An 18,555-nucleotide genomic window follows, 5' to 3' on the forward strand; every position below is an offset into this window, starting at 1 on the left:
GGCACTAGACTACCCGCCTCTTTATTCAGTCTGAGTTACCGTCATGCGCGTTACCGATTTTGCTTTTGAACTACCCGAATCTCTGATCGCCCACTATCCGATGCCTGAGCGCAGTAGCTGTCGCTTGCTCTCCCTGGACGGGCCGACGGGCGCGCTGACGCATGGCACCTTCACCGACATCCTCGATAAGCTCAATCCCGGCGATCTGCTGGTGTTTAACAACACCCGGGTGATCCCGGCGCGTCTGTTCGGCCGCAAGGCCAGCGGCGGCAAGATTGAAGTGCTGGTGGAGCGGATGCTGGATGATAAGCGCATCCTGGCCCATATTCGCGCCTCAAAAGCGCCGAAGCCGGGCGCCGAGCTGCTGCTGGGCGATGACGAGAGCATTAAGGCCACGATGCTGGCGCGTCATGGCGCGCTGTTTGAAGTGGAGTTTAACGACGAGCGCCCGGTGCTGGAGATCCTTAACGGGATCGGCCATATGCCGCTGCCGCCCTATATTGACCGCCCGGACGAAGACGCCGACCGCGAGCTCTATCAAACCGTCTATGGCACCAGGCCGGGCGCGGTAGCCGCCCCGACCGCCGGTTTGCATTTCGACGAACCGCTGCTGGACAAACTGCGCGCCAAAGGCGTTGAGATGGCGTTTGTCACCCTGCATGTGGGCGCGGGCACCTTCCAGCCGGTGCGCGTCGACAGCATTGAAGAGCACACCATGCACTCCGAATATGCCGAAGTGCCGCAGGAGGTGGTCGATGCGGTGCTGGCGGCGAAAGCGCGCGGCAACCGCGTGATCGCGGTGGGCACCACCTCGGTACGTTCGCTGGAGAGCGCGGCGCAGGCGGCGAAAGACGCGCTGATCGCGCCGTTCTTCGACGATACGCAGATTTTCATCTACCCGGGTTATCAGTACCAGGTGATCGATGCGCTGGTGACTAACTTCCATCTCCCTGAATCCACACTGATTATGCTGGTGTCGGCGTTTGCGGGTTATCAGCACACCATGAACGCCTATAAGGTGGCGGTTGAGCAGAAATATCGCTTTTTTAGCTACGGGGATGCGATGTTTATCACGTACAATCCGCAGGCTATTTCTGAGCGTCCCTGAAAAGGCCGGTACGCCGGCTTGTAGACGCCATAACGCATTTTTTAGCTACGGAATCATTCCGTGGCGAGTATGAAAACGTCGGACTGTTTTTCTGACGCAGGAGCAAGCATGAAATTTGAACTGGATACCACCGACGGTCGCGCCCGCCGCGGTCGCCTGGTGTTTGAGCGCGGCGTGGTGGAAACACCGGCCTTTATGCCCGTTGGCACCTACGGCACCGTCAAAGGGATGACGCCGGAAGAGGTGGAAGCCACCGGCGCGCAGATTATTCTCGGCAACACCTTCCACCTGTGGCTGCGCCCGGGTCAGGAGATCATGAAGCTGCACGGCGATCTGCACGATTTTATGCAGTGGAAAGGACCGATCCTGACCGACTCCGGCGGTTTCCAGGTGTTCAGCCTTGGCGATATCCGTAAGATCACCGAGCAGGGCGTCCACTTCCGCAATCCGATCAACGGCGATCCGATTTTCCTCGATCCGGAAAAATCGATGGAGATTCAGTACGATCTCGGCTCTGACATCGTGATGATCTTCGACGAATGTACGCCGTACCCGGCGGACTGGGATTACGCCAAGCGCTCAATGGAGATGTCTCTGCGCTGGGCGAAGCGCAGCCGCGACCGTTTCGATAGCCTTGGCAATAAAAATGCGCTGTTCGGCATTATTCAGGGTAGCGTTTACGAAGATTTACGCGATATCTCGGTGAAAGGTCTGGTAGAGATTGGCTTTGATGGCTACGCTGTCGGCGGTTTGGCGGTTGGTGAGCCGAAGGAAGACATGCACCGTATTCTGGAGCACGTCTGCCCGCAGATCCCGGCCGATAAACCACGATACCTGATGGGCGTCGGGAAGCCGGAAGATCTGGTGGAAGGGGTACGTCGCGGTATCGATATGTTCGACTGCGTCATGCCGACGCGCAACGCGCGTAACGGCCACCTGTTCGTCACCGACGGCGTGGTGAAAATCCGCAACGCGAAGCACAAAAGCGATACCGCGCCGCTGGACGCCGAGTGTGATTGCTATACATGTCGCAATTATTCACGCGCTTACTTGCATCACCTCGACCGTTGCAACGAAATATTGGGCGCGCGTCTCAATACCATTCATAACCTGCGCTACTATCAGCGTTTAATGGCTGGTTTACGCAAGGCTATCGAAGAGGGTAAATTAGAGAGCTTCGTGACCGATTTTTACCAACGTCAGGGGCGCACCGTGCCTCCTTTGAACGTTGATTAATTTTAATAATGAGGGAATTTCAATGAGCTTTTTTATTTCTGATGCGGTAGCGGCAACGGGTGCACCGGCGCAGGGCAGCCCGATGTCTCTGATTCTGATGCTGGTGGTGTTCGGTCTGATTTTTTACTTCATGATCCTGCGTCCACAGCAGAAGCGCACCAAGGAACATAAGAACCTGATGAACTCCATCGCCAAAGGTGATGAAGTGCTGACCAACGGCGGTCTGGTCGGTCGCGTGACCAAAGTAGCGGAAACTGGCTACATTGCTATCGCGCTGAACGATACCACTGAAGTGGTTATCAAACGTGACTTCGTTGCTGCCGTTCTGCCGAAAGGCACCATGAAGGCGCTGTAATCTAACTTTTCCCAAAGGGAACTGCCGTGTTAAACCGTTATCCTTTGTGGAAGTACGTCATGCTGGTCGTCGTCATTGTCGTCGGCCTGATCTATGCGCTTCCCAACCTGTATGGTGAGGATCCGGCTGTTCAAATCACTGGCGCGCGCGGCGTCGCCGCCAGTGAGCAAACGCTGATCCAGGTCCAGAAAACTTTACAAGAAGAAAAAATAACCGCGAAGTCTGTGGCACTGGAAGAGGGCGCTATTCTTGCGCGCTTCGACACCACTGATACCCAGCTGCGCGCGCGCGAAGCGCTGCTTAACGTGCTGGGTGACAAATACGTCGTGGCGCTGAACCTTGCTCCGGCAACCCCACGCTGGCTGGCGGCGCTCTATGCCGAGCCGATGAAGCTGGGTCTTGATCTGCGCGGCGGCGTGCACTTCCTGATGGAAGTCGACATGGACACCGCGTTAGGCAAACTGCAGGAACAGAACATCGATAGCCTGCGCAGCGAGCTGCGCGACAAAGGCATTCCTTACGCGACCGTGCGTAAAGAAGACAACTACGGTCTGAGCATCGTCTTCCGCGACAGCGCGGCGCGCGACCAGGCTATCTCTTATCTCAGCCCTCGCCATCGCGATCTGGTTATTTCCTCTCAGGGTGACAACAGCCTGAAAGCGGTGATGACCGATGAGCGCCTGAAAGAAGCCCGTGAGTACGCGGTTCAGCAGAACATTAATATCCTGCGTAACCGTGTGAACCAGCTGGGCGTCGCCGAGCCGCTGGTTCAGCGTCAGGGCGCTGACCGCATCGTGGTTGAGCTGCCGGGTATCCAGGATACCGCGCGTGCGAAGGAAATCCTTGGCGCGACCGCGACCCTCGAGTTCCGTCTGGTCAATACTAACGTGGACCAGTCCGCCGCCGCCTCTGGCCGCGTGCCGGGCGACTCGGAAGTGAAGCAGACGCGTGAAGGCCAGCCGGTAGTGCTGTACAAGCGGGTGATCCTGACCGGGGACCATATCACCGACTCGACCTCCAGCATGGATGAGTACAACCAGCCGCAGGTTAACATCTCGCTGGACAGCGCGGGCGGTAACATCATGTCTAACTTCACTAAGGACAACATCGGCAAGCCGATGGCGACCCTGTTCGTGGAGTATAAAGACAGCGGTAAGAAAGACGCTAACGGTCGCGCTATCCTGGCGAAAGAGGAAGAGGTGATTAACATCGCCAACATCCAGTCGCGTCTGGGTAACAGCTTCCGTATCACCGGTATCAGCAATCCGAACGAAGCGCGTCAGCTGTCGCTGCTGCTGCGTGCCGGCGCGCTGATTGCGCCGATTCAGATCGTCGAAGAGCGGACTATCGGCCCAACCCTGGGAATGCAGAACATCAAGCAGGGTCTGGAAGCCTGTCTGGCCGGTCTGGTGGTCTCTATCCTGTTCATGATCCTCTTCTATAAGAAGTTCGGCCTGATTGCGACCTCGGCGCTGATTGCCAACCTGATACTGATTGTCGGCATTATGTCCCTGATCCCGGGGGCGACGCTGACCATGCCGGGCATCGCGGGTATCGTGTTAACCCTGGCGGTGGCGGTCGATGCTAACGTTCTGATCAACGAGCGTATCAAAGAAGAGCTGAGCAACGGGCGTACCGTTCAGCAGGCGATTGACGAAGGTTATCGCGGCGCGTTCAGCTCGATCTTCGACGCCAACGTGACGACGCTTATCAAAGTGATCATCCTGTACGCGGTCGGTACCGGTGCCATTAAAGGGTTTGCGATTACCACCGGTATCGGTATCGCGACCTCAATGTTTACCGCTATCGTCGGCACCCGTGCCATCGTGAACCTGCTGTACGGCGGCAAGCGCGTTAAAAAGCTGTCTATCTGAGGAGTGCGTTGTGGCACAGGAATATACTGTTGAACAATTGAACCACGGCCGTAAAGTCTGGGACTTTATGCGCTGGGACTACTGGGCCTTCGGCATTTCAGGTTTTCTGCTGATTGTGTCGATCGCCATCATCGGCGTTCGCGGGTTTAACTGGGGGCTCGATTTCACCGGCGGTACGGTGATTGAAATTACCCTTGAGAAACCGGTCGATCTGGACCAGATGCGCGATTCCCTGCAGAAAGCGGGCTTTGAAGAGCCCCAGGTGCAGAACTTTGGCAGCAGCCGCGACATCATGGTACGTATGCCGCCGGTGCATGACGCCAACGGCAGCCAGGAGCTGGGCAGCAAGGTCGTGACGGTGATTAACGAATCGACCAGCCAGAATGCGGCAGTGAAGCGTATTGAGTTTGTCGGCCCGAGCGTCGGCGCGGACCTCGCGCAAACCGGCGCCCTGGCGCTGATTGCGGCGCTGGTCTGTATCCTGATCTACGTCGGCTTCCGCTTCGAATGGCGTCTGGCCGCCGGGGTGGTTATCGCCCTGGCGCACGACGTGGTGATCACCATGGGCGTGCTGTCGCTGTTCCATATCGAGATCGACCTGACCATCGTGGCCTCGTTGATGTCGGTTATCGGCTACTCGCTGAACGACAGTATCGTGGTATCGGACCGTATCCGTGAAAACTTCCGTAAGATCCGCCGCGGTACGCCGTACGAGATCTTTAACGTGTCGTTGACCCAGACGCTGCACCGTACCTTGATCACCTCTGGTACCACTTTGATGGTGATCCTGATGCTGTTCCTGTTCGGCGGCCCGATTCTGGAAGGCTTCTCGCTGACCATGCTGATCGGTGTTTCCATCGGTACGGCTTCTTCTATCTACGTCGCGTCCGCGCTGGCGTTGAAGCTGGGCATGAAGCGCGAGCATCTGATCCAGCAGAAGGTCGAAAAAGAAGGGGCGGATCAGCCGTCCATTCTGCCGTAATAGAGTTCAGTTGAGATAAAGCAATCCCGGCCCTTGCGGCCGGGATTTTTTTGCCCGCGACAAAACCTGCTGACAGTATGCTGTCAGGAGCCCTCCCATACACTGCCTCTGAACTCACTAACGAGCAGGAGGAAGTATGAACAACGTGATTAACTGGTTTGAAATTCCGGTCGCCGATATGGATCGCGCCGTCGCGTTTTATGAGCCGGTGATGCAAGTGTCGCTGCGTCGCGAAACCATGGACTGCGCCGAGCTGGCGGTGTTCCCGCATCAGGATCCGGCCCCCGGCGGCGCGCTGGCCAAATTTGAAGGTATCGCGCCCTCGGCGCAGGGCGCTATTATTTATCTGCATACTGATCATCTTGCCGCCACGCTGGAGCGCGTTGCCTCGGCGGGTGGGGCCTGTGTCTTCGGCCCGCTGACGCTGCCGAATGATATTGGCACCATCGCCCTGTTTACCGACAGCGAGGGCAACCGCGTCGGCCTGCACCAGCCGGCTTAACCTTAACTTTTGTGAAGTGAGACATGACCCGACGCGCCGACCGTTTATTTCAGATTGTGCAGATCCTGCGCGGCAGGCGGCTCACTACCGCCGCGCTGCTGGCGGAGCGGCTGGGCGTGTCGGAGCGTACCGTCTATCGCGATATTCGCGATCTCTCCCTCTCCGGCGTACCGGTGGAGGGCGAAGCGGGCAGCGGCTACCGGCTGCTGGCGGGCTACGATCTGCCGCCGCTGATGCTGACCACCAAAGAGTCCGAGGCGCTGATCGCTGCGATTCGGCTGTTAAAAACCTGGGGCGGTGAGGCGCTGTCGCAGTCGCTGGAGTCCGCCCAGGAAAAAATGCTGGCGATCCTGCCGGAGGCGCGTCGGCGCCAGGCGGAGCAGACTCGCCTGTTTGCCCCTGACCTTGGCGCGCATCGCTATGCTAAAACCCATTTTGACGTTATCCACCAGGCCGTATCCAATCAGCAGGTATTACAGCTTCACTACCAGGATGAATCCGGTCAGGTGACGTGGCGTGAAGTGCTGCCCCTGGGGCTGTTTTTCTGGGGCGAACGCTGGCTGCTGGTGGCCTGGTGCGAACTGCGCAATGATTACCGCAATTTTCGCCTCGATCGTTGCCTGGAGGTCAGAAGGACCGAACGTCGATTCAGCGAGTGCGCCGACCGCTCGTTAAGCGATTTTCTGCGCAAGGTCCGGTGCGAGGTGCGGGAGAAATAAAAAAGCCCGGGCAGCAGGAGCTGCGGCCCGGGCGCTGTCTTGCTGTTTCAGCAATCAGAAGTTGTAGCCGACCACGAAGTAACCACCCCAGCCGGTCGAGCGAACGCTGAACGGACCATCGCCGAAGTTCAGCTTCGCATCATCAGCCCACTGGCCGCCGTTATGGAAGTAACGGGCGACGATAGAGTAGTGCCAGTGCGCGTAGTTCAGCGCCAGGATGTGGCTGGAGGCGATAGAGTTGCTGGTGCGCGCGTGCTTCCCGTTCAGATCGTAGAAGTTGTCATCGCCGAGGTCAGAACCCCAGTCGAAGTTGGTGAAGCCGATGTAGCTCAGCGAACCGCCCCACAGGTCGGTCAGCGGCACAAAGTATTTCACTTTGAAGCGATAGCCGTCCCATTCGTTTTCGTTGGAGGCGCCGTAGTTCTGCCACTGGTACTTGGCGTAGACGTTCAGCGACAGGCTCATTGGCAGGCCGGTATCGATATCGGTACCCAGACCCATATACCAGGTGCTCTGCTCCTGGGAGTCGTTGCGGCCCATATCGTAGATATAGTTGTTGGCGAAATACCATTCTTTGAACGGCCCGAAGCTCAGGTCGGTATTGGTCAGCTTATCGATAGAGAAACGCGGTTCGATCTCCATAAACAGCGGGGAACCTTTGTTCCAGATACCTTTTGCCGTGCTGTTGCCGCCGAAGAATACCGGGGCATCGATATAGCCGTAGAAATCAAACCAGTCTTTTTTGGCGAACGCTTCGTATTCCAGGTAGGTATCGTTACGGATCTGCGGTCCAAAACGGGTGTGGTAGCTGCCCACCACGTTAACACTCTGGTGCCACCAGTCAGACAGATACTGCGGTTTGTCGTTTTCTGCCGCGCCCGCGGCAAAAGTAGTGGAGAGCGCCACAACCGCACCCGCTGCCAGTAATGTTTTTTTCATAGTAATGCCACTGTTTAAATTGAGCCTGAAGGCGTTAAAAGAAGTGCCGAAGCGTTTCTAAATATTTCGTCTTTCTGTGGGGGTCTATTATAGGAATCATTGCTCACAAAAATACGTGTTGTTTCACATAACCAGAACATGCGTAATCGATTGCGTTCACGATTCTATGCATTTCTTGACAAAATGCTACTGAAAATCGCGCTGCAGAACGATTTCTAATGAACTCTTGCGAAAAGTTGTAAGTGGATAAGAAAGACAGGGCAGGAGGTAGCCGGGCGGGGCAGGCCCGGCTGAAGGCTTACTGGGCGGCGGCGGGCTGGATATCGTGTACGCGAATAAAACCGACTTTATCTGGCGTTACATTGAGGCGCAACGGGATATCGACATCGCTGGGGGCGAGGGTGCTGGCCGGCGCGCTAATCAGCTGATCCTGAACATTGACTTCCTGATAGCTGTGGGTGGTGCCGGTGATCTGTCCGGAAGCGACGGTGGCGGTAAAGGCCGGCAGCGGATCGTTGGATTCGCCCTGAATGCGTAAGGTCAGGCGTGACCCATCGCCATCCGGGGTAATACTGCCCACCGACATGCGCAGGGTGCCGATCTGGCTCTCCAGCCGCGCCGGGGTCTTGGCCTCCGGCAGCAGATAGACGCCGCGGGTGGATTTGGCGTTCAGCGCGTTTTGCTGGGTGATTTTGATCGTTTGCTGGTTGAGCTGGGTCATCTCCTGGCTCAGCGTACTCACGCTCTGGTGCATCTGGCGGATTTCGCTTTGCTGGGCGCAGGCGGTCAGGGTGAACAGGCAGCCCGCGATGGCGAGCTTCAGGTAACGTCTTGTCATGGTCAGGATTCCGTTTACAGAGGATGCTTAATGGTAGCCAAACCGGCCTCATCTCCCATAGATCCTTTGTCTCAAAAGCTCTTTCTTTGTAGTCCGGTCACTTCGCGGTAAACTACTCTTCAGTTTAACTACCTGTCAGGACGCGCTATGCATTGCCCTTTCTGTTTCGCCGTGGATACCAAAGTGATCGACTCTCGTCTGGTGGGGGAAGGCTCTTCCGTGCGTCGCCGTCGGCAGTGCCTGGTCTGTAACGAACGCTTTACCACCTTCGAAGTGGCGGAGCTGGTGATGCCGCGGGTGGTGAAGAGTAACGATGTGCGCGAACCCTTCAACGAAGACAAGCTGCGCAGCGGGATGCTGAAAGCGCTGGAGAAACGTCCGGTTAGCGCCGACGACGTGGAAATGGCGGTCAACCATATCAAGACTCATCTGCGCGGCACCGGCGAGCGCGAAGTGGCCAGCAAAATGATCGGCAACCTGGTGATGGAGCAGCTGAAAAAGCTGGATAAAGTCGCCTATATTCGCTTCGCGTCGGTCTATCGCAGCTTCGAAGATATTAAAGAATTCGGCGAAGAGATCGCCCGCTTACAGGACTAAGCCATGCAGGACGAAATGTACATGGCGCGTGCGCTGAAGCTTGCCGCGCGCGGTCGCTTTACTACCCATCCTAACCCTAACGTCGGCTGCGTCATTGTGAAAGACGGCGAGATCGTCGGCGAGGGGTTTCACTATCGCGCCGGCGAGCCGCATGCTGAAGTGCACGCCCTGCGCATGGCTGGCGAAAAGGCGCGCGGCGCCACCGCCTACGTCACTCTTGAGCCCTGCAGCCACCATGGCCGTACGCCGCCATGCTGCGATGCGCTGATTGCCGCCGGCGTCAGCCGCGTGGTCGCCGCGATGCAGGATCCGAACCCGCAGGTGGCGGGGCGCGGTTTGTATCGCCTGCAGCAGGCCGGCATTGAGGTCAGCCATGGGCTGATGATGAACGAAGCGGAAGCGCTGAATAAGGGCTTTCTGAAGCGGATGCGCACCGGTTTTCCCTGGGTGCAGCTGAAGCTGGGCGCCTCGCTGGACGGCCGCACGGCGATGGCCAGCGGCGAAAGCCAGTGGATCACCTCCCCGCAGGCGCGACGCGACGTGCAGCGTCTGCGCGCCCAGAGCCATGCCATCCTGACCAGCAGCGCCACCGTGCTGGCGGACGATCCGGCGCTGACCGTGCGCTGGCAGGAGCTGAGCGCCGATACCCAGGCGCTTTATCCCGAAGAGAATTTGCGCCAGCCGCTGCGCGTCGTTATCGACAGCCAGAACCGCGTCACGCCTGAGCATCGTATTGTGCAGCAGGCGGGGGAAACGCTGTTTGCCCGCCTGCGCGCCGATGAACGGCAGTGGCCGGAAAGCGCCCGCACGCTGCTGGTTCCGGAGCATAACGGCCATCTCGATCTGGTGCTGCTGATGATGCTGCTTGGCAAACAGCAGATCAACAGCGTCTGGGTTGAGGCAGGGGCTACGCTTGCCGGGGCGCTGCTGCAGGCGGGTCTGGTCGACGAGCTTATCGTCTATATTGCGCCTAAACTGTTAGGCAATGCGGCGCGTGGATTATGCGCGCTGCCGGGGCTTGAAGAGCTGAGCCAGGCCCCCCATTTTAAATTCAATGAGATACGTCAGGTTGGCCCGGATGTCTGCCTGCATTTAACCACTGCGTGAGGCTTTCCTGATTATTAGGAAGCAGCGCTCAGAATAATATGATAAAATCCGCCCCCCTTGCGGGGCACATGAACCCGAAGGAAGAGTATGAACATTATTGAAGCTAACGTTGCTACCCCGGACGCTCGCGTCGCCATCACCATTGCGCGTTTCAACAACTTTATCAATGACAGCCTGCTGGAAGGCGCGATTGACGCCCTGAAACGCATTGGTCAGGTAAAAGATGAAAACATCACCGTCGTTTGGGTTCCAGGCGCGTATGAGCTGCCGCTGGCGGCTGGCGCACTGGCGAAAACCGGTAAATATGACGCGGTGATCGCGCTGGGGACGGTGATTCGCGGCGGTACCGCCCACTTTGAATATGTGGCAGGCGGTGCCAGCAATGGCCTGGCGCATGTCGCTCAGGACAGCGAAATCCCGGTAGCCTTTGGTGTTCTGACCACTGAAAGTATTGAACAAGCCATTGAGCGCGCTGGCACCAAAGCTGGTAACAAAGGTGCAGAAGCTGCGCTGACCGCGCTGGAAATGATTAACGTATTGAAAGCCATCAAGGCCTGATTTTTGTAAGGGGAATTCCGTGAAACCTGCTGCTCGTCGCCGCGCCCGTGAGTGTGCCGTTCAGGCGCTCTACTCCTGGCAGTTGTCCCACAACGACATCGCTGATGTCGAATACCAGTTCCTGGCGGAACAGGACGTAAAAGATGTTGATGTTCTGTATTTCCGCGAACTGCTGTCCGGAGTGGCGACTAACAGCGCGTACCTCGACGGCCTGATGAAGCCCTACCTGTCCCGCCAGCTGGAAGAGCTGGGCCAGGTTGAAAAAGCGGTGCTGCGTATCGCGCTGTTTGAGCTGTCCAAACGTGATGACGTACCGTATAAAGTGGCCATCAATGAAGCTATCGAACTGGCGAAAACCTTCGGCGCTGAAGATAGCCACAAGTTCGTTAACGGCGTGCTGGACAAAGCGGCTCCGGTAATTCGTCCCCACAAGAAGTAAACTGCAGGCCGGGTTTTGCGAGGGTCGCCTCGCAGCCCGGCCTTATTTATTATTTTGCTGAGGCATAACGTATGGCATGCGGCGAATTCTCCCTGATTGCCCGTTATTTTGATCGCGTTAAAAGCGCCCGCCTTGATGTTGAAACCGGCATCGGCGATGACTGCGCGCTCCTGCATATTCCCGAGAAAAAAACGCTGGCAATCAGCACCGACACCCTGGTGGCGGGCAATCACTTCTTACCCGATATCGACCCGGCCGACCTCGCCTATAAAGCGCTGGCGGTGAACCTGAGCGACCTCGCGGCAATGGGCGCGGAGCCGGCGTGGCTCACGCTGGCGCTGACCTTGCCGGAGGTGGATGAAGTCTGGCTGGAAGCCTTCAGCGACAGCCTGTTTGTCCAGCTGGACTATTACGATATGCAACTGATTGGCGGCGACACTACCCGTGGCCCGCTCTCCATGACGCTGGGTATCCACGGCTTTGTGCCGCCGGGACGCGCCATGAAACGCGCTGGCGCGAAGCCGGGGGACTGGATCTATGTTACCGGCACTCCGGGAGATAGCGCCGCCGGCCTGGCGGTGCTGCAGAATCGTCTAACGGTGGATGAACCGTCTGACGCCGACTACCTGCTGGCCCGTCATCTGCGGCCGATGCCGCGCGTGCTGCAGGGCCAGGCGCTGCGTGACCTGGCGACATCGGCTATCGATCTCTCCGACGGCCTGATCTCCGATCTGGGCCATATTCTCAAAGCCAGCGGCTGCGGCGCACGTATCGATCTCGATGCCATGCCGTATTCCGACGCGATACTGCGCCAGGTGGAGCCCGAGCAGGCGCTGCGCTGGGCGCTCGCCGGCGGGGAAGATTACGAGCTGTGCTTTACCGTACCGGAGCTGAACCGCGGGGCGCTGGACGTGGCTCTTGGCCATCTTGGCGCGCGTTTTACCTGTATCGGACAGATTGCGCCGGAGAGCGAAGGGCTGCAGTTTATCCGCGACGGTAAGCCGGTCGCGCTTGATTTAAAGGGATACGATCACTTTGCGTAGTCGAGACGAGGCGCTTAGCCGCCTGAGTATGCGTAATCCGTGGCATCTGCTGGCGACCGGCTTTGGTAGCGGCTTAAGCCCGGTGGTGCCGGGGACGATGGGCTCGCTGGCGGCGATCCCGTTCTGGTATCTGATGACCTTTCTCCCCTGGCAGCTTTACTCGCTGGTGGTGATGATGAGCATCTGTATCGGCGTCTATCTGTGCCATCGCACGGCCAAAGATATGGGCACCCATGACCACGGCAGCATCGTCTGGGACGAGTTCGTCGGGATGTGGATCACCCTGATGGCGCTGCCGACCCTGGACTGGCAGTGGGTGGCCGCCGGCTTCGTGATTTTCCGTATCTTCGATATGTGGAAGCCGTGGCCAATTCGCTGGTTTGATCGCAATATCCACGGCGGAATGGGGATTATGGTCGACGACATCGTCGCCGGCGTGATCTCCGCTGGCGTGCTGTACGTCATTGGCCATCACTGGCCCATCGGTCTGCTTTAACCGCCTCTCCCCGGCAACGCTACGCTGCCGGGGAAACCACGCCCTTCACTTAAATCCCACCACCGGATGCGGCTGATACGGCGCCTCCAGCTTGTCGATCTGTTCCGGGGAGAGCGTCAAATCCACCGCCTGCAGCAGATCATCAAGCTGTTCCTGACGCGACGGGCCGATAATCGGCGCGGCGACGCCGGGTTTGCTTAACAGCCAGGCGAGGGCGACCTGGGCGCGGCTGGCGTCGAGTTCTTCCGCCACGTCCGCGAGATTCCCGGCGATCTGCGCATCGTTTTCTTCACTGGCGCTGTACAGCGATTTGCCGAACTCATCTGAGACCAGCCGGGCGGTGGTCTCACCCCAGGGGCGGGTTAGCCTGCCGCGCGCCAGCGGACTCCATGGGATCACCGCTACGCCGTTACGTTGGCACAGGGGCAGCATCTCATTCTCTTCTTCCCGGTAAATCAGGTTGTAGTGATCCTGCATGGTGACGAAGCGCGCCCAGCCGTTCTGCTGCTGGAGCGCCAGCGCCTGGGCAAACTGTCGGGCATGCATGGACGAGGCGCCGATATAGCGCGCTTTGCCGGCTTTCACCACCTCGTCCAGCGCTTCGAGCGTCTCTTCAATCGGGGTGGTATAGTCCCAGCGGTGGATCTGCAGCAGGTCGACATAGTCCATCCCGAGACGGCGCAGGCTGTCGTCGATGGAGCGCAGGATCTGCGCCCGGGAAAGTCCTTCCGCCAGATCGCCGACCTGGTGATACACCTTGGTGGCGACAACCACCTCGTCGCGGCGGGCAAAGTCGCGCAGGGCGCGGCCAACGATCTCTTCGCTGCTGCCGTCGGAGTAGCTATTTGCGGTATCGAAGAAGTTGATGCCGCCTTCAATGGCGTGCTGGATAAGCGGGCGGCTGCTCTCTTCCGGAAGCGTCCAGGCGTGCCTGCCGCGGTCCGGCTCGCCGAAGGTCATGCAGCCGAGGCAGAGTCGGGAAACACGTAAGGCAGTATCACCGAGGGGGATATAGTGCATAGTGCGCTCCTGCTATTCATCAAGGGTATCCCTTAAGCATAGCAGGAGCGGAAGGGGCAATTATGCCAGCCAGTCGCGGATTTTGGCTTCAATACCGGCGGCATCAAGGCCGAGGTCGGCGCGGATCTCTTCCTGAGTGCCCTGAGGAATAAAATAATCCGGCAGGCCAATATTGAGCACCGGTACCGCCCGGCGGTGGGCCATCAGCACTTCGTTCACGCCGCTGCCGGCGCCGCCCATGATGGCGTTCTCTTCCAGCGTCACCAGCGCGTCGTGCTCGCCGGCCAGCTGGAGGATCAGCGCGGTATCCAGCGGCTTCACAAAGCGCATATCCACGAGGGTGGCGTTGAGTTTGTCCGCTACCGCCGCGGCTTCCGGCAGCAGGGTGCCAAAGTTGAGAATCGCTATTTTCTCGCCCTGACGTTTCACCACCCCTTTGCCGATCGGCAGCGATGCCAGCGGCTCGAGCGTCGCACCGGTGCCGCTACCGCGCGGATAGCGCACCGCGCAGGGGCCGTCGCTGTAGTGGTAGCCGGTGTACAGCATCTGGCGGCATTCATTTTCATCGCTCGGGGTCATTACCACCATATCCGGAATACAACGCAGGAAGGAGAGATCGAACGCTCCCTGATGCGTCTGGCCGTCTGCGCCGACGATCCCGGCGCGGTCGATAGCAAATAGCACCGGCAGCTTCTGGATAGCCACATCGTGGATCACCTGATCGTAGGCTCGCTGCAGGAAGGTGGAGTAGATCGCCACCACCGGCTTGTAGTCGCCAATCGCCAGCCCGGCGGCGAAGGTGACCGCATGCTGCTCGGCAATGGCGACGTCAAAGTACCGATCGGGGAATTTCTTCGAAAACTCCACCATCCCTGAACCTTCGCGCATCGCCGGCGTGATCGCCATCAGCTTGTTGTCTTTGGCCGCCGTTTCACACAGCCAGTCGCCGAAGATTTTCGAGTAGGAAGGGAGGCCGCCGCTGCTTTTGGGCAGTACGCCGCTGGTATGGTCGAATTTTGGCACCGCATGGAAGGTGATCGGGTCTTTCTCGGCGGGCTCATAGCCGCGGCCTTTTTTGGTCATAATATGCAGGAACTGCGGGCCTTTCAGGTCGCGCATGTTCTTCAGCGTGCTGACCAGACCGAGCACGTCATGGCCATCCACCGGGCCAATGTAGTTAAAGCCCAGCTCTTCAAACAGCGTGCCCGGCACCACCATCCCTTTGATATGCTCTTCGGTACGCTTAAGCAGCTCTTTAATCGGCGGCACCCCGGAGAAGACCTTTTTGCCCCCTTCGCGCAGGGTGGAGTAGAGCTTACCGGAGAGCAGCTGCGCCAGATGATTGTTCAGCGCGCCGACGTTCTCGGAAATCGACATTTCATTGTCATTCAGCACCACCAGCAGGTCGGGTTTGATATCCCCGGCGTGGTTCATCGCCTCAAACGCCATGCCGGCGGTGATCGCCCCGTCGCCAATGACGCACACCGCGCGCCGCTGCTTATCCTCTTTCGCGGCGGCGATAGCCACCCCGATACCCGCGGAAATGGAAGTGGAGGAGTGACCGACGCTCAGCACGTCATACTCGCTTTCACCGCGCCACGGGAAGGGATGCAGGCCGCCTTTCTGACGAATGGTGCCGATTTTGTCCCGGCGACCGGTCAGAATTTTATGCGGGTAGGCCTGATGGCCGACGTCCCAGATCAGGCGATCGAACGGCGTGTTATACACGTAGTGCAGCGCCACGGTCAGTTCCACAGTGCCGAGGCCAGAGGCAAAGTGACCGCTGGAACGGCTGACGCTGTCCAGTAGATAGCGCCGCAGCTCATCACATAGCTTCGGCAGGCTCTCTTTTGGCAACAGGCGCAACTCCTGGGTGGAATCTACCAGCGCCAGGGTCGGGTATTTGGCAATATCAAAACTCATCAGAGACTCATTTTTTGTTTATTTATCGCGCTGAATAATGTAATTCGCGAGCGCTTCCAGTGCCGAAGTATCCAGAGATTGTGCGGCCAGCTCATCTAACGACCGGCGGGCATCAGCGATCAGGTCGTGCGCTTTCTTCCGGGCTTGCTCAAGACCCAGGAGGGCGGGATAGGTGCTTTTACCCAATTGCTGGTCGGCACCCTGACGTTTGCCAAGGGTCGCAGTATCCCCTACCACGTCGAGAATGTCATCCTGGACCTGGAAGGCAAGACCGATATTTTCCGCATAGCGATCCAGCGCGGGCAGGGCAGCGCGGCCGCGTTCGCCGGCGCTCAGGGCTCCCATCCGGACGGCGGCGCGGATCAGGGCGCCCGTTTTATGGCGATGGATACGCTCCAGCGCCTGTAAATCAACCTGCTGTCCCTCGGCCTGCAGATCCAGCGCCTGGCCGCCGCACATGCCCGCCACGCCGCTGGCCTGCGCCAGTTCGGAAACCATCGCCAGCCGGTCCCGGTCAGGAACGTCGACCATCGGCGCATCACTCAGTATAGAGAACGCCAGCGTTTGCAGGGCATCTCCCGCAAGAATTGCGTTGGCTTCGCCAAATTTAATATGGCAGGTCGGCAGGCCGCGGCGCAGATCGTCATCATCCATCGCCGGCAAATCATCATGCATCAGGGAGTAGGCATGAATGCATTCGACCGCCGCGGCAGGAGCATCCAGCGTGGTACGGCACACGCCGAACATCTCGCCGGTGGCGTAGACAAGGAAGGGACGCAGGCGTTTACCGCCTAACAATGCGCCATAATGCATCGCTTCCACCAGCGGAGTGTTCTGAAAGGGCTGCGGGGCGATGAAACGGCGCAGCGCTTCGTTTGCCTGTTCCACACAGGCCTGCAATTGTTGCGGGAAATCCATTTATTCAGCGTCCGGCGTAAAAGGCGTGGTCGGGGAATCTTCACTATCCGCCAGCAGGATCTGCACGCGCTGTTCGGCCTTCTGCAGCTGACTTTGCCCCTGGCGCGCCAGCTGTACGCCGCGCTCAAATTCGCTTAGCGCTTCCTCTAACGGCAAATCGCCGCTTTCCAGACGGTTAACGATCTGCTCCAGTTCGCCCAGAGCAGTTTCAAAGCTGGCCGGGGCCTCATTTTTCTTTGGCATAGTGAATGTAGACTCTTGTTATGTCGCGACGGCAATACCGGGTATGGTAACGAAGTCACGCGTGTAAGCAAATAACGCGCAATGGTGATATACTCCGCGCCCAGGATGCAGGCACCGGTGTGCGCTGCTTTACAACTTTTGCTTATAGCCCCGTCGGGCTTGCCAACGAACTATTGTCGCTATGAAGTTTATCATTAAATTGTTCCCGGAAATCACCATCAAAAGCCAATCTGTGCGGTTGCGCTTCATTAAAATCTTAACCGGGAACATTCGTAACGTTCTCAAAAACTATGATGAGACGCTGGCCGTCGTCCGTCATTGGGATCATATCGAAGTTCGCGCGAAAGATGAAAATCAACGCCCGGCTATTCGCGATGCGCTGACCCGTATCCCCGGCATCCACCATATTCTGGAAGTCGAAGACGTGCCGTTCACCTCGCTGCACGATATTTTCGAGCAGACGCTGCCGCTGTGGCGCGAGGCGCTGGAAGGCAAAACCTTCTGCGTGCGAGTGAAGCGTCGCGGCAAACATGAATTCACCTCAATTGAAGTGGAACGTTACGTCGGCGGCGGTCTGAATCAGCATATTGAAACGGCGCGCGTGAAGCTGACCGACCCGGACGTCACTGTCAATCTCGAGATTGAAAACGATCGCCTGCTGCTGGTGAAAGGCCGCTATGAAGGCATCGGCGGTTTCCCGATCGGCACCCAGGAAGATGTGCTGTCGCTGATCTCCGGCGGCTTTGACTCCGGCGTCTCCAGCTACATGCTGATGCGCCGCGGCTGCCGCGTTCATTACTGCTTCTTTAACCTTGGCGGCGCCGCCCATGAGATTGGCGTCCGCCAGGTTGCGCATTATCTGTGGAACCGCTTCGGCAGCTCACACCGCGTTCGCTTTGTGGCGATTAACTTTGAGCCAGTAGTCGGCGAAATCCTTGAAAAAGTGGACGACGGCCAGATGGGCGTCGTGCTCAAGCGCATGATGGTCCGCGCCGCGTCAAAAGTCGCGGAACGCTATGGCGTGCAGGCGCTGGTCACCGGCGAAGCGCTCGGCCAGGTCTCCAGTCAGACCCTCACTAACCTGCGCCTGATCGATAACGTCTCCGATACTCTGATCCTGCGCCCGCTGATTTCGCACGATAAAGAGCACATCATCGACCTGGCGCGTGAGATCGGCACGGAAGATTTCGCCCGCACCATGCCGGAATATTGCGGCGTGATCTCCAAGAGCCCGACCGTGAAGGCGGTGAAGGCGAAGATTGAAGCGGAAGAAGAACACTTCGATTTCAGCATCCTTGATAAAGTGGTGGAAGAGGCGAGCAATATCGATATCCGCGAGATCGCCCAGCAGACGGAAGAGACGGTGGTGGAAGTGGAAACCGTGACCGGCTTTGGCGCCAACGACGCGATCCTCGACATTCGCTCCATCGACGAGCAGGAAGACAAGCCGCTGAAGGTCGAGGGGGTTGAGGTTGTTTCCCTGCCGTTCTACAAGCTAAGCACCAAATTTGGCGATCTCGATCAGAGCAAAACCTGGCTGCTGTGGTGCGAGCGCGGGGTGATGAGCCGTCTGCAGGCGCTTTATTTGCGCGAGCAGGGCTTCAGCAACGTGAAAGTTTATCGCCCGTAACAGATTGTTATGATGCAAAAGGCCTTCC

The 18,555-nt window shown here is 58.3% G+C and carries 20 protein-coding genes; 14 read left to right on the forward strand and 6 right to left on the reverse strand.

Annotation, left to right across the window (positions count from 1 at the left end; translation table 11 throughout):
* The first annotated feature begins 43 nt into the window (after nucleotides 1-43).
* The 7 genes from queA to RRF55_RS16910 all read left to right on the forward strand — a co-directional run bounded on the left by queA (nucleotide 44) and on the right by RRF55_RS16910 (nucleotide 6,776).
* Nucleotides 44-1,108, forward strand: a complete 1,065-nt coding sequence (gene queA / locus RRF55_RS16880) for a tRNA preQ1(34) S-adenosylmethionine ribosyltransferase-isomerase QueA (protein ID WP_002890390.1) — start codon at nucleotides 44-46, stop codon at nucleotides 1,106-1,108.
* A gap of 108 nt (nucleotides 1,109-1,216) precedes the next feature.
* Complete coding sequence (tgt, locus tag RRF55_RS16885; protein WP_002890395.1) at nucleotides 1,217-2,344, forward strand: tRNA guanosine(34) transglycosylase Tgt; 1,128 nt, start codon at nucleotides 1,217-1,219, stop codon at nucleotides 2,342-2,344.
* Nucleotides 2,345-2,366: 22 nt separating this feature from the next.
* Nucleotides 2,367-2,699: a preprotein translocase subunit YajC gene (gene yajC / locus RRF55_RS16890; RefSeq protein WP_002890398.1), complete on the forward strand. Its 333-nt coding sequence runs from the start codon at nucleotides 2,367-2,369 to the stop codon at nucleotides 2,697-2,699.
* 26 nt (nucleotides 2,700-2,725) lie between these two features.
* Complete coding sequence (gene secD, locus RRF55_RS16895; protein WP_002890400.1) at nucleotides 2,726-4,573, forward strand: protein translocase subunit SecD; 1,848 nt, start codon at nucleotides 2,726-2,728, stop codon at nucleotides 4,571-4,573.
* 10 nt (nucleotides 4,574-4,583) lie between these two features.
* Nucleotides 4,584-5,555 (forward strand): protein translocase subunit SecF, encoded by a 972-nt coding sequence (gene secF, locus RRF55_RS16900; protein ID WP_002890403.1) that lies wholly within the window; start codon nucleotides 4,584-4,586, stop codon nucleotides 5,553-5,555.
* A 136-nt stretch (nucleotides 5,556-5,691) separates the two neighbouring features.
* The gene (locus tag RRF55_RS16905; protein WP_002890404.1) at nucleotides 5,692-6,057 is read left to right on the forward strand and encodes a VOC family protein; all 366 of its coding nucleotides are present in this window, start codon (nucleotides 5,692-5,694) and stop codon (nucleotides 6,055-6,057) included.
* Nucleotides 6,058-6,080: 23 nt separating this feature from the next.
* A complete protein-coding gene (locus tag RRF55_RS16910) occupies nucleotides 6,081-6,776 on the forward strand; it encodes a helix-turn-helix transcriptional regulator (RefSeq protein ID WP_004144646.1) in 696 nt (231 codons plus the stop codon).
* Between the two features lie 54 nt (nucleotides 6,777-6,830).
* On the opposite strand, the gene RRF55_RS16915 is transcribed toward RRF55_RS16910, so the two are convergent.
* Nucleotides 6,831-7,715 carry a nucleoside-specific channel-forming protein Tsx gene (locus RRF55_RS16915; protein ID WP_002890412.1) on the reverse strand — a complete coding sequence of 295 codons (885 nt, stop codon included), beginning with the start codon at nucleotides 7,713-7,715 and terminating at the stop codon, nucleotides 6,831-6,833.
* 298 nt (nucleotides 7,716-8,013) lie between these two features.
* On the reverse strand, nucleotides 8,014-8,553 hold the full coding sequence (locus tag RRF55_RS16920) for a DUF3251 domain-containing protein (RefSeq protein WP_002890414.1): 540 nt from the start codon (nucleotides 8,551-8,553) through the stop codon (nucleotides 8,014-8,016).
* Between the two features lie 147 nt (nucleotides 8,554-8,700).
* Between RRF55_RS16920 and nrdR the strand changes: the two genes are divergently transcribed.
* From nrdR to pgpA, 6 genes are all read left to right on the forward strand, one after another.
* Complete coding sequence (nrdR, locus tag RRF55_RS16925; protein WP_002890417.1) at nucleotides 8,701-9,150, forward strand: transcriptional regulator NrdR; 450 nt, start codon at nucleotides 8,701-8,703, stop codon at nucleotides 9,148-9,150.
* Nucleotides 9,151-9,153: 3 nt separating this feature from the next.
* Nucleotides 9,154-10,257 carry a bifunctional diaminohydroxyphosphoribosylaminopyrimidine deaminase/5-amino-6-(5-phosphoribosylamino)uracil reductase RibD gene (gene ribD, locus RRF55_RS16930; protein ID WP_004144650.1) on the forward strand — a complete coding sequence of 368 codons (1,104 nt, stop codon included), beginning with the start codon at nucleotides 9,154-9,156 and terminating at the stop codon, nucleotides 10,255-10,257.
* Nucleotides 10,258-10,344: 87 nt separating this feature from the next.
* Complete coding sequence (gene ribH / locus RRF55_RS16935; protein ID WP_001021161.1) at nucleotides 10,345-10,815, forward strand: 6,7-dimethyl-8-ribityllumazine synthase; 471 nt, start codon at nucleotides 10,345-10,347, stop codon at nucleotides 10,813-10,815.
* 19 nt (nucleotides 10,816-10,834) lie between these two features.
* Nucleotides 10,835-11,254: a transcription antitermination factor NusB gene (gene nusB, locus RRF55_RS16940; RefSeq protein WP_002891356.1), complete on the forward strand. Its 420-nt coding sequence runs from the start codon at nucleotides 10,835-10,837 to the stop codon at nucleotides 11,252-11,254.
* Between the two features lie 71 nt (nucleotides 11,255-11,325).
* Nucleotides 11,326-12,297 carry a thiamine-phosphate kinase gene (gene thiL / locus RRF55_RS16945; RefSeq protein ID WP_004144652.1) on the forward strand — a complete coding sequence of 324 codons (972 nt, stop codon included), beginning with the start codon at nucleotides 11,326-11,328 and terminating at the stop codon, nucleotides 12,295-12,297.
* Nucleotides 12,290-12,793 (forward strand): phosphatidylglycerophosphatase A, encoded by a 504-nt coding sequence (pgpA, locus tag RRF55_RS16950; RefSeq protein ID WP_004177266.1) that lies wholly within the window; start codon nucleotides 12,290-12,292, stop codon nucleotides 12,791-12,793. The genes thiL and pgpA overlap by 8 nt, the downstream gene beginning before the upstream one ends.
* A 45-nt stretch (nucleotides 12,794-12,838) precedes the next feature.
* Here the strand turns inward: pgpA and RRF55_RS16955 are convergent, their stop codons facing one another.
* The 4 genes from RRF55_RS16955 to xseB are packed head-to-tail and all read right to left on the reverse strand — an operon-like array spanning nucleotide 12,839 to nucleotide 16,897.
* On the reverse strand, nucleotides 12,839-13,813 hold the full coding sequence (locus RRF55_RS16955; protein ID WP_004147313.1) for an aldo/keto reductase: 975 nt from the start codon (nucleotides 13,811-13,813) through the stop codon (nucleotides 12,839-12,841).
* Nucleotides 13,814-13,873: 60 nt separating this feature from the next.
* A complete protein-coding gene (dxs, locus tag RRF55_RS16960; RefSeq protein ID WP_004144655.1) occupies nucleotides 13,874-15,736 on the reverse strand; it encodes a 1-deoxy-D-xylulose-5-phosphate synthase in 1,863 nt (620 codons plus the stop codon).
* A gap of 18 nt (nucleotides 15,737-15,754) precedes the next feature.
* On the reverse strand, nucleotides 15,755-16,654 hold the full coding sequence (ispA, locus tag RRF55_RS16965) for a (2E,6E)-farnesyl diphosphate synthase (RefSeq protein WP_004144656.1): 900 nt from the start codon (nucleotides 16,652-16,654) through the stop codon (nucleotides 15,755-15,757).
* Nucleotides 16,655-16,897 carry an exodeoxyribonuclease VII small subunit gene (gene xseB / locus RRF55_RS16970; RefSeq protein ID WP_002891398.1) on the reverse strand — a complete coding sequence of 81 codons (243 nt, stop codon included), beginning with the start codon at nucleotides 16,895-16,897 and terminating at the stop codon, nucleotides 16,655-16,657.
* Nucleotides 16,898-17,078: 181 nt separating this feature from the next.
* On the opposite strand from xseB, the gene thiI reads away from it, so the two are divergent.
* Nucleotides 17,079-18,527: a tRNA uracil 4-sulfurtransferase ThiI gene (gene thiI, locus RRF55_RS16975; protein WP_004151340.1), complete on the forward strand. Its 1,449-nt coding sequence runs from the start codon at nucleotides 17,079-17,081 to the stop codon at nucleotides 18,525-18,527.
* Nucleotides 18,528-18,555 lie beyond the last annotated feature (28 nt).

The organism is Klebsiella sp. K47 (assembly GCF_051858335.1).
Lineage (GTDB): Bacteria > Pseudomonadota > Gammaproteobacteria > Enterobacterales > Enterobacteriaceae > Klebsiella > Klebsiella pneumoniae.